This is a genomic window from Bacillus sp. YH3-2-B2 (assembly GCF_053663335.1).
In genome coordinates, this window is the sequence record NZ_JBSJQE010000001.1 from 654954 (window position 1) to 670459 (window position 15506).

The window sequence follows — 15506 nt, forward strand, 5'->3', positions numbered from 1 at the left end:
GAAGATGAAAAAACTTAAGCTGCGTCTGACATATTTGTGGTATAAATGGCTGATGAAACTCGGACTGAAAAGCGATGAAGTGTATTACATAGGAGGAAGCGAGGCGCTGCCGCCGCCTTTGTCTAAAGAAGAGGAGCAGGTGCTCTTATTAAAGCTGCCGAGCGGGGATCAGGCGGCGCGGGCCATCCTGATTGAGAGAAACTTACGTCTTGTCGTTTACATTGCCCGCAAATTCGAAAACACCGGCATCAATATCGAGGACTTAATCAGCATCGGCACCATCGGTTTGATCAAAGCGGTAAACACGTTTAATCCGGAAAAGAAAATCAAACTCGCCACCTACGCATCGCGATGTATTGAAAACGAAATTTTAATGTACTTGCGCCGAAACAATAAAATCCGTTCAGAGGTGTCCTTTGATGAACCGCTGAACATTGATTGGGACGGAAACGAACTGCTGCTTTCGGATGTGCTTGGCACAGATGATGATATTATTACAAAAGACATTGAAGCCAATGTGGATAAAAAACTTTTGAAAAAAGCGCTTGAGCAATTAAACGAAAGAGAAAAGCAGATTATGGAACTGCGTTTCGGGCTTGTCGGAGAAGAAGAAAAAACACAAAAAGATGTAGCCGACATGATGGGGATTTCACAATCTTATATCTCCCGGCTCGAAAAGCGGATTATCAAAAGACTGAGAAAAGAGTTTAACAAAATGGTGTAAAATTTTTTCCATCTGACAGCCCTTACTGCTGCAAGGATTGCCGGCGCCGGATGTTTATTTCTGTAAAATGGCGGTGCATATTTTTCCCACCCGAGGAGATACTTAACGTTGTACAGCAGCTCCTAGTGGGAGGGAAAAACGTGTCAAGAAATAAAGTCGAAATTTGCGGGGTGGATACCTCCAAATTACCGGTGCTCAAGAATGAAGAGATGAGAAAGCTGTTTAGGCAATTGCAGGATGAGGGCGATGATTCAGCGAGGGAAAAGCTTGTAAACGGCAACCTGCGCCTTGTCTTAAGCGTCATTCAGAGGTTTAACAACAGAGGAGAGTATGTTGATGACTTATTTCAGGTCGGCTGCATCGGACTAATGAAATCCATTGATAATTTTGACCTAAGCCATAATGTTAAGTTTTCAACATACGCTGTACCGATGATCATCGGAGAAATCCGCAGATATTTGCGGGATAACAATCCGATCCGCGTCTCGAGGTCGCTTCGCGATATCGCATATAAAGCGCTTCAAGTAAGAGAGCGGTTAATCAGTGAGACAAGCAGGGAGCCGACAGCAGAGGAAATCGCCAAAGTTCTTGAAGTGCCCCATGAAGAAATTGTGTTTGCCCTTGACGCCATCCAGGATCCGGTTTCACTGTTTGAGCCGATTTATAATGACGGCGGCGATCCGATCTACGTGATGGACCAGATCAGCGATGAGCGCAACAAGGATACACAATGGATTGAGGAGCTCGCTCTGAAAGAAGGCATGAGAAGACTGAACGAACGGGAAAAAATGATTTTGCGAAAGCGCTTTTTCCAAGGGAAAACCCAAATGGAAGTCGCTGAAGAAATCGGGATATCCCAAGCTCAGGTCTCAAGGCTTGAAAAGGCAGCCATTAAACAAATGAATAAGAATATCCATCAATAACGGAAAAAGCCTTTAAACCTTGTTTAAAGGCTTTTTTCATGCGATGGTTTACGTTTGCAAAAAAGTGATGTATTCTAATGTGTAAAAGTTTTTAGAAAATTTAAATAAAGTAAACGGGGGAAACTGCAATGATTTTACAGCTGGACAGTGTGTCATTAAAAAGAAACGGGAAATGGATTTTGAAAGATATTAACTGGCGCGTCGAGAAAAACGAAAATTGGGTGCTGTACGGATTAAACGGAGCCGGAAAAACGGCTTTGCTGAATATGTTATGCTCTTATTACTTCCCCACTTCAGGAGAGATGCAGGTGCTCGGCCATCAATTCGGCAAAACAGAGCTCGGTGACAGGCTCAGGAGGAAAATCGGCCTTGTTTCGGCAGGTCTTCAGCACAAATTATATGCCGCGGACTCGGCTTTTGAAATCGCCCTCAGCGGCGCGTACGCCTCAATCGGGCTGTACGAAACTCCGAGTGAGCAGGTAAGGGAAAAAGCGATCGGTCTTCTGAAGGATTTGGGCGCCATCAGTTACGCCGACAGACGGTATGAAACATTATCACAAGGGGAAAGACAAAGAGCGCTGATTGCGCGGGCGCTTATGGCTGATCCGGAACTGCTGATTTTGGACGAACCCGTGACGGGTCTTGATTTTATGGCAAGGGAGCAGCTGCTGGACACGATTACGTCGATCGCCGAAAAAGAAAATGCGCCGTCCATCCTTTATGTCACCCATCACGCTGAAGAAATTCTGCCGGTATTTGATCAGGCGCTGCTTTTAAAACAAGGCGAGGTGTTCGCCTCCGGGAAAATCAGGGACATGCTTTCTGACGAGCGGCTTACAGCGTTTTTCGATACGCCTGTCAATGTCTTATGGAACAATGGCCGCCCGTTTTTAACACGTGCAAAAGCGGTATCATCCGTCAAATAACATCAATTCACCCTGGGGGTGCTGCTGACATGCAGCTGAGAGAGACGTTGTCTCAACCCTTAACGGACCTGATCCGGATCATGCCGGCGGAGGGAAGCGGTGAAAAAAGCGGAGGAAGATCCGTTTTTTACCCGTTTCATTTTAATGAAACGGGTTTTTTGATACAGCCAAAGGGGAGATTTCCAATGCATCAGATTGATATGCTGTTACACCAGGCGGATAAACGGCGGGGCGATTTAATACAAATAGCTGAAAGGTTGATCGCCTTTCCGACACCGGCTCCGCCTGCAAGAAATACAACAGAAGCCCAAAAGTGGGTGGCCGGCTTTTTAAAAGAAACGGGCTGCTCGGTCGATATGTGGGATGTGTATCCGGAAGATCCGAATGTAGTCGGTGTTTTAAAAGGGACAGATTCAAGCAGGCATCAAAGCCTGATTTTAAACGGACACATTGATGTGGCAGAAGCCGGGGGCGAAGACTGGAACTCTGACCCGTTTCAGCCGCTCGTAAAAGACGGCATGCTGATCGGAAGGGGCGCCGCTGATATGAAAGGGGGTTTGGCGTGTGTTCTTTTCTCTCTGAAGCTGATCCATGATGCCGGCATTAAGCTTCCGGGCGACCTCATTGTACAGTCTGTAATCGGAGAAGAAGTCGGCGAGGCGGGGACGCTGGAATGCTGCAAACGCGGCTATCACGCGGATTTTGCGGTTGTCGCGGATACGAGCAGCCTGCATATTCAAGGGCAGGGCGGTGTCATCACCGGCTGGATAGAATTGAAAAGCAAACAAACATTTCATGACGGCATGAGGCGCAATATGATTCATGCGGGCGGAGGCACATTCGGAGCGAGCGCCATCGAAAAAATGGCGAAAATCATCACTGCCTTGGGAGAGCTGGAGCGCCACTGGGCGGTAACGAAAAGCTATCCCGGCATTGCGCCCGGCACCAATACGATCAACCCCGCCGTCATTGAAGGCGGAAGACACGCAGCGTTTGTCGCCGATGAATGCCGGTTATGGATCACCGTCCACTTTTATCCGAACGAAACGCACGAACAAGCAGCCGCAGAAATCGAAGACTATATTAATCGTGTCGCTGACAGTGATCTGTGGCTCAAAGAAAACAGGCCGGTGTTCAAATGGGGCGGATCTTCGATGATTGAAGACAGAGGAGAGGTGTTCCCGGCGCTGGAAATCGATCCGCATCATCCGGCAGTTTCTGTCTTGGCTGCATCACACTCAGCCGTCAAAAAACAGGAGCCCGTCATTGATGTTTCCCAAACCGTAACAGACGGAGGGTGGCTTTATCAGGCCGGGATTCCGAGCGTCATATACGGCCCCGGCGATTTAAAAAACGCCCACTCCGTAAACGAGGAAGTGTCCGTTGATGAGCTTATGGACTATACGAAAATCATGCTGAGATTTATTCTCGACTGGTGCAGCCGCAAAAAAGATTGCCCGATGTGACAAGGTTCAGCCCGGCCGTTCATATAATAGGAAAAAGAACGGGCAAAGGGCGTGATACGGATGATCAGCATATCTGAATTTCAAATAAAAGATGTGGTAAACGTGTCGAACGGAAAAAAACTCGGAAGCATCGGGGATATTGATATTAACGTGACAACGGGAAAAATTCAGGCGATTATTTTAGGCGGCAGCGGAAAAGTTCTCGGTTTTTTCGGAAAAGAAGAGGAAATGATCATTCCTTGGCGAAATATAGTTAAAATTGGGGAAGATGTCATCTTAGTGCGTGTAAATGAACCAAAGGGGGGAGCGTAATCCTCCCTTTACTTGTAAAAAGCCGGAAATCAATATGTTTCCGGCACATTTATTTATCTCATTTTTCAATCAGCCGCTAAACGTATGCTTAAAATTGTGTTAAAATGAGTGGGAAATTACGCTTTTTTAATGTTTGTCGAAAGGTTGGATCTCCATGAATACATATCACCCGTTTAGTCTTACCACCCCCTCGGCACTCATGATAGAAGACTGGAACTGTGTGAATCAGCTTAACACAAAGGTCATCGCCGGATTCACAACGAAAAACGGCGGTGTCAGCAATCCTCCGTATGAGTCATTAAATACCGGATTGCACGTCCGGGACGAAGCTCATGATGTTGTGACAAACCGTGAAGTCATAGCGTCCTTATGCGGTACTGATCTGGATTCCTGGGTGTTTGCCGACCAGACACATGAAAACCGCGTCCGGCGCGTGACAGCCGGGGATAAAGGAAAAGGAGCGAGAGACTATTCTTCCGCATTCCGCGGGACGGACGGGCTCTACACGAAAGATGCGAATCTTTTTTTGGCCCTTTGTTTTGCGGACTGTGTGCCCTTGTATTTTTATGACCCGGTGAAATCCATTATCGGCGCTGCCCATGCCGGATGGAAGGGGACGGTCAAACAAATCGGACGCATCATGACGGAACGCTGGGTAAACGAAGAAGGCTCCCGTTTAACAGATATTCAGGCTGTCATCGGTCCGTCCATCAGCGCGGGAAGCTATACAGTCGACGACCGCGTCATCAATGAAGTGCGGGCGCTGCCCTTTACGGCTGAATCCGCCATATGCGAAACGGAAAAAGGCCAGTATCAGCTTGATTTAAAAGAGGTCAACCGTCTTCTTCTGATACATTGCGGCATTCCGGAAGAAAACATTTCAGTCAGCGGATTATGCACCGAACGAGAGCATGAACTATTCTTTTCACACCGCCGCGACAAAGGGAAAACGGGACGCATGATGTCCTTTATCGGAATGAAGGAGGCATAAGATCTTGCGTGTTGCTGATCAATTACGACATATAAACGAAAGAATAAACGAAGCATGTAACAGATCGGGCCGAAGCCCCGAAGATGTTACCGTCATCGCGGTTACAAAATACGTATCAGCTGAAAGGGCTCAAGAGGCCGTTGATGCCGGTATTACAAGTCTGGGAGAAAACCGGGATGCCGAGCTTATCCATAAGCAGGAAGTCATCAAAGGAAGCCCGGAGTGGCACTTTATCGGCAGTCTTCAGTCCAGAAAGGTGAAGGCCGTCGTTGACCGTGTATCTTATATTCATTCCTTAGACAGACTGTCATTGGCAAAAGAGATTGAAAAACGGGCGCAGCATGCGGTTCGCTGTTTTGTGCAGGTGAATACTTCGCTTGAGCCGTCTAAGCACGGTTTGAAAGCAGAGGAGGTCATCCCCTTTATCAGAGAGCTTTCTGAGTTTAGAAACATTTCTGTAGAGGGCCTGATGACGATGGCTCCCCTGACAGACGATACAGAAACGATCAGAGCCTGCTTCCGGCAATTGCGTGATCTGAGGGATCAGGTGCAAAAACTGAATCAGACAAACGCGCCGTGCCGGGAACTGTCAATGGGCATGTCAAATGATTATGAAATCGCTGTTGAAGAGGGCGCAACTTTTATCAGAATCGGCTCTTCATTAGTCGGAAATGAACCGGGGGGTGTAAACAAATGAGCATGAAAAATAAACTGAAAAACTTTTTCTCAATGGATGAGGAGGAGTACGAGTACGAATACATTGAAACGGAGCAGGATCATCAGGAAGAGCATGAACAGCAGAAAGATAAACAGCCTGCTTACGCTCAGAAGCCGCAGGGCAAGCAGAACGTAGTAAGCTTGCAAAGTGTTCAGAAATCCTCTAAAGTGGTCTTGAGTGAACCGCGTGTATATGCGGAAGCGCAGGAAATCGCCGATCATTTAAAGAACAGGCGGGCGGTTGTCGTCAATCTGCAGCGCATCCAGCATGATCAGGCGAAAAGAATCGTCGACTTTTTAAGCGGTACCGTCTACGCCATCGGCGGCGACATTCAGAGAATCGGTTCAGATATTTTTCTGTGCACGCCTGATAATGTCGACGTTTCCGGCACGATTTCGGAGCTTATAAATGAAGACGAACATCAGAGGTGGTAAAGCAGGATGATTCTTTATCAAATTTTTTCCGTTCTGAGTTATTTAATTTACATCTACTCGTTTGCCCTGATCATCTATATCTTTATGTCATGGGTGCCGAGTACGAGAGAAACGGCGGTCGGACGGTTTCTCGCAGCGATTTGCGAACCGTATTTAGAGCCGTTCAGAAGGATCATTCCGCCCATTGCCATGCTGGATATATCCCCGATTGTAGCGATTATCGTGCTTCGGTTTGCCACGACGGGACTTTGGGGCCTATACCGCATGATCGCAATGTATACTTGAATGCGACAGTTTGATACGGGCTTGGCACCAGCCAAGCCTCTTTACATAGAAAGGAAAGAACATGAGCGATATTTACCAGCACTTCAGACAAGACGAGCGGCCTTTTATTGATCAGGTGCTTGAATGGAAACAGATTGTCCTGGACCAGTATCGGATGAAGCTGACTGATTTCTTAGATCCCAGGGAACAGGTGATTGTAAAAGCCGTTATCGGCGACGCCTGCGGTCTTGCGTTTTTCGGAGGATATGACAGAGCTGAGCGCAAACGCGCGATTTTATACCCTGAATATATGGAACCTGAACAGGATAATTTTGAGCTCCGGGCTTTTGACGTTCAATACGCTGAAAAATTCGTCAGCATTGACCACCGCTCTCTTCTCGGATCATTAATGGGGATCGGCTTAAAGCGGCAGAAATACGGCGATCTGATTTTCTCAGAGGAAGCCGTGCAGCTCATCGTCTCCGCTGAAATCGCCGATTTTGTCAGCACTCAGCTGACCAAGGCGGGCAAAGCGCCGGTAAAGCTTGAGAGAATCGAGCTTTCCGCTCTTCACATTCCCGCTTCAGATGTCGAAATAAGGGATGACACGGTTTCTTCATTGCGTCTCGACGCCGTCTGCGCTTCAATGAGCAGGCAATCCCGGCAGAAAGCGCAGGCGCTTGTGAAAAACGGGCTCGTTAAGGTGAATTGGAAAGCTATTGAAGATCCGTCTTATCAGGTTGCTGAAGGGGACATGCTCTCGATTCGCGGCTTTGGACGATGCAGTTTGGCAAAGGTTGACGGAAAAACGAAAAAAGACAAATGGAAAGTTACATTTGAACGGCAAAAATGAGTCGTTTTTTCAGTTTTTTTCTCCATCTGTGCCGTATTTGTTTTATAATGTGAACTAGATAACCGTACTGAAATGTAAAAATGGAGGTGGCAATATGCCATTAACGCCGAATGATATCCATAACAAAACGTTTACAAAAGGTTTTCGCGGATATGATGAAGATGAAGTAAATGAATTTTTAATGCAGGTCAGAAAAGATTACGAAATCGCACTCCGTAAAAAAACGGAGCTTGAGGCGAAAGTGAACGAGCTGGACGAAAAAATCGGCCACTTTGCCAATATCGAAGAAACGCTGAATAAATCAATTCTCGTAGCCCAGGAAGCCGCAGAAGACGTAAAGCGCAACTCGCAGAAAGAAGCGAAGCTGATCGTCCGTGAAGCAGAAAAAAATGCCGATCGCATCATCAATGAGTCGCTTTCCAAATCAAGAAAAATCGCAATGGAAATCGAAGAGCTGAAAAAACAGTCTAAAGTCTTCAGAACACGTTTCCAAATGCTGATTGAAGCGCAGCTCGACCTGCTGAAGAACGATGATTGGGATCATCTGCTGGAATACGAAGTCGACGCGGTATTTGAGGAAAAAGAATAATTTTCAGATTTTCTTGACATTCTCCGGCCCGTTCGAATATAATACGTTCATAAATTCAGATGAAAAGACGATTGAAAGGGACCGGCATGACTCAAAACAGGCTATAAAGCGAACCGGGGAAGGTGAAAGCCCGGGATGGCCGGAATCATGCAGATCAGCCCTTTAGTTTCCTTTCTGAACCGAGAGTAGGAAAGGACGTTCCATCACGTTACGATGTTCGAGAGGAAAAGACGGATGATCCGTTTTTTCTAAAAGGGTGGTACCGCGAGATAAGCTTTCTCGTCCCTTATGGGATGAGAGGGCTTTTTTTATTTTCTGAAAAATGTTGTGGAGGAATGAAAATGGATTACAAAGATACGCTGTTAATGCCGAAAACAGATTTTCCGATGCGGGGAAATCTGCCGAATCGTGAGCCGGACATGCAAAAAGACTGGGAGGAGCAGGATATTTACCGTCTTGTTCAAGAACGGACGAAAGACCGCCCGAAATTCGTGCTGCATGACGGACCTCCTTATGCAAACGGAGACATCCACATGGGCCATGCCCTGAACAAAATCCTGAAAGACTTCATCGTCCGCTATAAATCAATGAGCGGCTACAACGCACCGTACGTGCCGGGCTGGGATACGCACGGACTGCCGATTGAAACGGCGCTGACGAAAAACAAAAAAGTAAACCGGAAAGAAATGTCCGTCGCTGATTTCCGCAAGCTTTGCGAAGATTATGCATGGCAGCAGATCGAAAGACAGCGCGAACAATTCAAGCGTCTCGGCGTCAGAGGCGATTGGGAAAACCCGTATGTTACGCTTCAGCCTGAATTTGAAGCGCAGCAGATCCGCGTTTTCGGCGAGATGGCGAAAAGAGGCTATATTTATAAAGGTCTGAAGCCGGTCAACTGGTCGCCTTCAAGTGAATCTGCCTTAGCAGAAGCGGAAATTGAATATCAGGACAAACGTTCCGCGTCTATTTATGTTGCGTTTAAGGTGAAAGACGGTAAAGGCGTTCTGGAAAACGGAGAAAGCTTCATCATCTGGACGACGACGCCGTGGACGATGCCTGCCAACCTCGGAATTTCCGTTCATCCTGATCTTGAATACAATGTCATCAAGGTTGGAGACAAGCGTTATGTAGTGGCGGCTGAACTGATCGAAAACGTAGCGGAGGCATGCGGCTTTGAAAATCCTGAAGTTGTCGCATCATATAAAGGCAGAGAATTAGAATACATCACTGCAGAACATCCGCTGTACGGCAGAGATTCACTCGTCATGCTCGGTGACCACGTCACAACCGATGCCGGAACAGGCTGTGTTCATACTGCCCCGGGCCACGGGGAAGATGACTTTATCGTCGGCCAAAAGTACGGCTTAGAAGTACTGTGCCCCGTTGATGAAAAAGGAAACATGACCGACGAAGCGCCGGGCTTTGAAGGAATGTTTTACGATAAAGCCAATAAACCGATCACGGAGAAGCTTGAAGAAAACGGCGCGCTCTTGAAACTCGAGTTTATTACACACTCCTATCCGCATGACTGGAGAACGAAAAAACCGACCATCTTCAGAGCGACAGCGCAATGGTTTGCGTCAATTAAAGATTTCAGATCCGATCTGCTTGATGCCATCAAACAAACGAAGTGGGTGCCGGAGTGGGGCGAACAGCGCCTTTACAACATGGTGCGCGACCGAGGTGACTGGTGTATCTCAAGGCAGCGCGTGTGGGGGGTTCCGATCCCGGTATTTTATGCAGAAAACGGTGAGCCGATCATCACTGACGAAACGATTGAACACGTGTCTGAGCTGTTCAAACAGCACGGCTCAAACGTCTGGTTCGAAAGAGAGGCAAAAGACCTCCTGCCGGAAGGATTTACACATCCGGGAAGCCCGAACGGAATCTTCACGAAAGAGCAAGACATTATGGATGTATGGTTTGATTCAGGTTCTTCCCATCAGGCCGTTCTTGAAGAACGAGATGATCTTGTCCGTCCGGCTGATTTATACCTTGAAGGCTCTGACCAATACCGCGGCTGGTTTAACTCATCTCTTTCCACTGCTGTTGCAGTCACCGGCAAAGCGCCGTATAAAGGCGTATTAAGCCACGGATTTACACTTGATGCAAACGGCCGTAAAATGAGTAAATCACTCGGCAATACGATTGACCCGACAAAAATCGCAAAACAGCTTGGAGCTGAAATTCTGCGTTTATGGGTATCTTCCGTAAACTATCAGGCCGATCACCCGGTTTCTGAAGATATTCTGAAGCAGGTCGCGGAAGTATACCGGAAAGTCCGCAACACGTTCCGCTTCCTTCACGGCAACCTGTTCGATTTTGATCCAAGCGTCAATGCCGTGGATGTAAAAGATCTCCGCGAAGTGGATCAATATATGCTGATCAAGCTGAATAAGCTGATCGATAAGGTGAAAAAAGCGTACGATGAATACGAATTTGCGGTTGTTTATCACAGCATTCACAATTTCTGTACGATCGAGCTCAGCTCCTTCTATCTTGATTTTGCAAAAGATGTTGTGTACATCGAGCATGCGGATCATCCGGACCGCCGCAGCATGCAGACCGTCTTTTATGAAACGCTGCTGGCGTTAGTGAAACTGACGGCGCCGATTCTCCCGCACACGGCGGATGAAATGTGGTCTCACTTATCATTTGTTGAAGAAGCGAGCGTGCAGCTGACAGATATGCCGGAAACCATTGCTGTTCCGGACAGTCAAGCGACAGAAGAAAAATTCGACCGCTTCATGGAGCTTCGAAACGACGTGCTGAAAGCTTTGGAAACAGCCCGTAACGAAAAAATTATCGGAAGATCATTGGAAGCGAGCCTGACTTTGTATCCGAACAAAGAAAACCGCGACCTCTTGTCATCCATTAAAGAAAACATCGCGCAGCTGTTTATCGTCTCAGAACTGACAGTAAAAGACGAAAGTGAAGCGCCGGAAAACGCGCAAAGCTTCACAACAGGAAAAATGACCGTAGAAAAAGCGGAAGGCCAGATGTGTGAGCGTTCCCGCGTAATTTCTAAAGATGTCGGAGCCAATCCGAAATATCCGACATTATCACTGCGCAATGCGGAAATCGTTGAAAAATATTATCAAAAATAATAAATGAGAAAGCGCCCGGTGTCAGCCGGGCGCTTTTTTACATGCCAGCAATGTCATCGATTAGAACGGCAGGAAAATTCTTATGGGCTTCAAATGGCGCTCTGAGGGCAACAATAAAGCTATAACATCAAGAGCAGGAGTTGTGATGAATGAATGATCAACTGACCGCAATCCACACGGAGCTTCTCATGATGAAAGAAGAACTTCAATCAAGATTATTCGAATATTCTTGCTTTCAAATGTCAGCATCTGTTGAACCTTCAATGAACGACCAAGAAGCAACTCTGATCTATCATATAAAAGAAGAACTTCAGGATGTTCTTCTTGCCCTGTCTAAGTTTGAAAACAATACGTACGGTTATTGTGAAAAAACAGGCGCCCCCATTCCGATTGAAAAACTTGCGGTGCTGCCGACGGCCAGAACCGCTGATGATTTTTATTATCCCGCTCAATTTGAAAAGAAAACCCTTCCATATTGGGAACCCGGAGATTATGCATATGATCAGGCGCTGTATGAGTGACAGCGTCTGTTTGCATACGCTTATGATCTGCCTTTACTCCGGCATCTTTTACTGATAAAATTCATAAAGGATAAAAGTAACTGTATACTGGAGGAACGTGTGTGCTTTATTATCTTATCGCTCTTTTTATTATTATTGCCGACCAATTGACCAAATGGCTTGTCGTCAGCCATATGGAATTGGGACAAAGCATACCTGTCATCGACCAGGTGCTTTATATCACATCTCATCGCAACACGGGAGCGGCGTGGGGGATTTTAGCCGGCCAAATGTGGTTTTTCTACGTCATTACCATCGCCGTGATTATCGGAATCGTTTTTTACATACAGCGTTATGCAAAAGGGCAGATGTTACTCGGAATTTCTCTCGGCTTAATGCTGGGAGGTGCGGCCGGAAACTTTATTGACCGGGCGGCGCGCCAGGAAGTGGTGGATTTTATTCATGTCATCATCGTGGATTATCACTATCCGATTTTTAATATCGCGGACTCCTCACTGTGCGTCGGTGTAATACTTTTATTTATTCATATGCTGTTTGACAGCGGGAAAAAGAAGGAGCAATAACATGAATCAATTTGAGATAACCGTTCAGCCTGAACAAAAGAGCGAACGGATTGATAAATTTTTGGCTTCAACGGGAGAAAACTGGTCACGCACTCAAGTGCAGCAATGGGTAAAAGAGGGACTGGTATCCGTTAACGGCAAATCCGTAAAAGCGAATTATAAAATGCAGCCCGGCGATCAGGTAAACGTCACCATTCCTGAACCGGAAGAATTGGACGTGCTTGCAGAGCCGATGGATTTGGACATTTACTATGAAGACCAGGATGTCTTGGTTGTGAACAAACCGCGGGGCATGGTCGTACACCCGGCGCCCGGCCATGTGACAGGGACGCTTGTAAACGGACTGATGGCTCACTGCAACGATCTTTCAGGCATTAACGGCGTCATGCGCCCGGGAATCGTCCACCGGATTGATAAAGATACCTCCGGCCTGTTAATGGTCGCCAAAAACGATATGGCGCATGAATCACTCGTTAATCAGCTCGTCAATAAAACCGTGACGAGAAAGTACACAGCGGTTGTCCACGGGTTGATTTCACATGATGACGGAACGATTGACGCTCCGATCGGGAGAGATAAAAAAGACCGACAAAGCATGACCGTAACAAGAGAAAGCAGCAAAAACGCCGTCACGCATTTCCACGTGCTTGAGCGTTTTCAAGACTTCACGCTCGTAGAGTGCCGTCTTGAAACCGGAAGAACGCATCAGATCCGTGTTCATATGAAATATATCGGATTTCCTTTGGCAGGCGACCCGAAGTACGGACCGAGAAAAACCATTGATTTCAACGGTCAGGCGCTTCATGCCGGAATATTAGGTTTTGACCATCCGCGGACGGGCGAATACATGGAGTTTGAAGCGCCCCTTCCTGAAGATATGAAAAAACTCATTGAACATTTGAGAAATAGCCATTGACAGCGAGTTTCTTTTCTGAAATAATAAAAACAAGCTGAATAGATTCTTTAACACAGTCCAGAGAGGCTGAGAAGGATAACGGATAGGACAGAAGAGATACACGTGTGTCTTGGTCCTGGAAAGGAACCCCTCTATGCTCTGGCAGGAGGGGTTTTTTCTTCTTATATACGAATGGAGAGGTGTCACGAGTGAATCAAAAAGCTGTTATTCTCGACGAACAGGCCATCAGAAGGGCGCTGACAAGGATAGCCCATGAAATGATCGAACGGAATAAAGGAATGAATGACTGCATTCTTGTAGGGATTAAAACAAGAGGTATTTATTTAGCGAAGCGGCTGGCCGAGCGGATCGAACAGATTGAAGGAAATCCGGTCACCGTCGGGGAAATCGATATCACCCTTTACCGTGACGATCTCACAAAAAAAACGAGCAATGAAGAGCCGCTTGTAAAAGGCGCGGACATTCCGGCCGATATCACAGACCAAAAGGTCATTGTGGTTGATGATGTGCTTTATACCGGCCGGACGGTGAGAGCTGCGATGGATGCTCTCGTTGATGTCGGGCGGCCGTCATCGATACAGCTTGCCGTGCTTGTCGACAGAGGACACCGGGAGCTGCCGATCAGAGCGGACTATATCGGGAAAAACATTCCGACCTCAAAAGCTGAAAAAGTGATGGTTCAGCTGAGCGAAGTTGATCAGACTGATATGGTCGCCATTTACGAAAATGAATAATCACCCTTTTTAAATGCATTCCAGAGAGTTTGCAAAGAGGATTTTAAAACACAAAGCCGGGCGGATCGACGCGGCCGGGCTTTGTATGCCTCTTTGCGCAAAAAGCAAAGAGGTTTTTTTATACCATTTGAAAGTCAACCGGGAGGAAAACGCCATGAGTAAGAAAAAAGTAAACCTGGGAGTCAGGGACGTCCCCAATCCATTGTCCTGGCTGTCATTCAGCCTGCAGCATTTATTCGCCATGTTCGGTTCAACCATACTCGTGCCGAAACTGGTCGGAATGAGCCCGGCAGTGGCGCTTGTCACGAGCGGAATCGGGACACTCGCCTATCTCTTGGTGACAAAAGGCCAGATTCCCGCTTATCTCGGCTCATCATTCGCCTTTATATCACCGATTATCTTGGTGAAGGCGACGGGAGGGCCGGGGGCTGCCATGGTCGGCGCTTTCCTGGCGGGGATTGTGTACGGCCTGATCGCGCTGCTCATCAGGCAGCTTGGAACGGGGTGGCTGATGAAGCTGCTGCCCCCCGTGGTCGTCGGGCCGGTCATCATCGTCATCGGCCTCGGACTGGCAAGCACAGCCGTCAATATGGCAATGTATGCTGATCCGAATGCGAAGGAACTCGTCTACAGCCTGAAACATTTCAGTGTAGCCGGCGTCACTTTGGCCATCACCATTATCTGCGCCATCTTTTTACGGGGATTTTTAAGCTTGATTCCGGTATTGATCGGCATTATAGGCGGATATCTGTTTGCGCTGACACAGGGCATCGTCAATTTTCAGCCGGTCATTGATGCAAAATGGTTCGCCGTTCCTGAATTTATCATCCCTTTCAAAGACTACACGCCGTCAGTGACATTGGGCATTGCCGCTGCGATGGTGCCGGTCGCTTTCGTGACGATGTCAGAACATATCGGCCACCAAATGGTGCTGAGTAAAGTCGTCGGACAGGATTTCATTAAAAAGCCGGGACTGCACCGCTCCATAATGGGGGACAGCGTAGCGACGATTATCGCTTCGTTAATCGGCGGCCCGCCGACGACAACATACGGCGAAAACATCGGTGTCCTGGCAATTACGAGAGTTTTCAGCGTCTTTGTCATCGGCGGCGCGGGAGTGATTGCGCTGTGTTTCGGATTTATCGGCAAAGTTTCAGCGCTGATCAGCTCTGTTCCGTCCGCGGTTATGGGAGGCGTTTCCTTCCTGCTCTTCGGAATTATCGCCTCCAGCGGCTTAAGAATGCTGATTGACAACAACATTGATTATGAAAACAAGCGGAATTTAATTATCACATCCGTCATCCTCGTGATCGGCGTCGGAGGGGCTTTTATTCAAGTATCAAAAGGCGGGTTCCAAATATCCGGCATGGCGCTTGCGGCAATCGTCGGAGTCATCCTGAACCTTATCCTGCCGCATGCAAATGAAGAAGACGCGATTGCATCAGAAAAACAAAATCATATGTAA

Annotated in this window: 17 protein-coding genes and 1 riboswitch; all 17 genes read left to right on the forward strand. The window is 47.4% G+C overall.

Going from position 1 to position 15506, the window contains the following annotated elements:
• The first annotated feature begins 4 nt into the window (after positions 1-4).
• The 17 genes from sigE (at position 5) to pyrP (ending at position 15506) form a co-directional block, all read left to right on the forward strand.
• Positions 5-724 (forward strand): RNA polymerase sporulation sigma factor SigE, encoded by a 720-nt coding sequence (gene sigE / locus ACWJJX_RS03290; protein ID WP_007409714.1) that lies wholly within the window; start codon positions 5-7, stop codon positions 722-724.
• 140 nt (positions 725-864) lie between these two features.
• A complete protein-coding gene (sigG, locus tag ACWJJX_RS03295) occupies positions 865-1647 on the forward strand; it encodes an RNA polymerase sporulation sigma factor SigG (protein WP_003154420.1) in 783 nt (260 codons plus the stop codon).
• A gap of 128 nt (positions 1648-1775) precedes the next feature.
• Positions 1776-2573 carry an ABC transporter ATP-binding protein gene (locus ACWJJX_RS03300; RefSeq protein ID WP_167860119.1) on the forward strand — a complete coding sequence of 266 codons (798 nt, stop codon included), beginning with the start codon at positions 1776-1778 and terminating at the stop codon, positions 2571-2573.
• A 4-nt stretch (positions 2574-2577) separates the two neighbouring features.
• Positions 2578-2685: riboswitch (TPP riboswitch) on the forward strand.
• A 73-nt stretch (positions 2686-2758) separates the two neighbouring features.
• Positions 2759-4039, forward strand: coding sequence for an acetylornithine deacetylase (locus ACWJJX_RS03305; RefSeq protein ID WP_167860120.1), 1281 nt, complete (start codon positions 2759-2761; stop codon positions 4037-4039).
• Between the two features lie 60 nt (positions 4040-4099).
• Positions 4100-4351, forward strand: a complete 252-nt coding sequence (locus ACWJJX_RS03310) for a YlmC/YmxH family sporulation protein (RefSeq protein WP_003154415.1) — start codon at positions 4100-4102, stop codon at positions 4349-4351.
• Positions 4352-4505: 154 nt separating this feature from the next.
• Entirely contained in the window at positions 4506-5342 is an 837-nt protein-coding gene (gene pgeF / locus ACWJJX_RS03315) for a peptidoglycan editing factor PgeF (RefSeq protein WP_032868803.1), read from the forward strand.
• A 4-nt stretch (positions 5343-5346) separates the two neighbouring features.
• Complete coding sequence (locus ACWJJX_RS03320) at positions 5347-6039, forward strand: YggS family pyridoxal phosphate-dependent enzyme (RefSeq protein ID WP_052585879.1); 693 nt, start codon at positions 5347-5349, stop codon at positions 6037-6039.
• A complete protein-coding gene (sepF, locus tag ACWJJX_RS03325; RefSeq protein WP_003154410.1) occupies positions 6036-6494 on the forward strand; it encodes a cell division protein SepF in 459 nt (152 codons plus the stop codon). Before ACWJJX_RS03320 ends, sepF begins: the two co-directional genes overlap by 4 nt.
• 6 nt (positions 6495-6500) lie before the next feature.
• Positions 6501-6779 (forward strand): YggT family protein, encoded by a 279-nt coding sequence (locus ACWJJX_RS03330; RefSeq protein ID WP_003154408.1) that lies wholly within the window; start codon positions 6501-6503, stop codon positions 6777-6779.
• A 61-nt stretch (positions 6780-6840) separates the two neighbouring features.
• Positions 6841-7611: a YlmH family RNA-binding protein gene (locus tag ACWJJX_RS03335; protein ID WP_454022738.1), complete on the forward strand. Its 771-nt coding sequence runs from the start codon at positions 6841-6843 to the stop codon at positions 7609-7611.
• 94 nt (positions 7612-7705) lie between these two features.
• Positions 7706-8200, forward strand: a complete 495-nt coding sequence (divIVA, locus tag ACWJJX_RS03340; protein WP_003154406.1) for a septum site-determining protein DivIVA — start codon at positions 7706-7708, stop codon at positions 8198-8200.
• Between the two features lie 341 nt (positions 8201-8541).
• Positions 8542-11307: an isoleucine--tRNA ligase gene (gene ileS, locus ACWJJX_RS03345; RefSeq protein ID WP_024085284.1), complete on the forward strand. Its 2766-nt coding sequence runs from the start codon at positions 8542-8544 to the stop codon at positions 11305-11307.
• 149 nt (positions 11308-11456) lie between these two features.
• On the forward strand, positions 11457-11828 hold the full coding sequence (locus tag ACWJJX_RS03350) for a TraR/DksA family transcriptional regulator (protein ID WP_003154399.1): 372 nt from the start codon (positions 11457-11459) through the stop codon (positions 11826-11828).
• A 101-nt stretch (positions 11829-11929) separates the two neighbouring features.
• Positions 11930-12391: a signal peptidase II gene (lspA, locus tag ACWJJX_RS03355; protein ID WP_196616593.1), complete on the forward strand. Its 462-nt coding sequence runs from the start codon at positions 11930-11932 to the stop codon at positions 12389-12391.
• Between the two features lies 1 nt (position 12392).
• The gene (locus tag ACWJJX_RS03360) at positions 12393-13307 is read left to right on the forward strand and encodes an RluA family pseudouridine synthase (RefSeq protein ID WP_003154395.1); all 915 of its coding nucleotides are present in this window, start codon (positions 12393-12395) and stop codon (positions 13305-13307) included.
• A gap of 188 nt (positions 13308-13495) precedes the next feature.
• Positions 13496-14041, forward strand: coding sequence for a bifunctional pyrimidine operon transcriptional regulator/uracil phosphoribosyltransferase (gene pyrR, locus ACWJJX_RS03365; protein ID WP_003154392.1), 546 nt, complete (start codon positions 13496-13498; stop codon positions 14039-14041).
• Between the two features lie 154 nt (positions 14042-14195).
• Entirely contained in the window at positions 14196-15506 is a 1311-nt protein-coding gene (gene pyrP, locus ACWJJX_RS03370) for a uracil permease PyrP (RefSeq protein WP_007409727.1), read from the forward strand.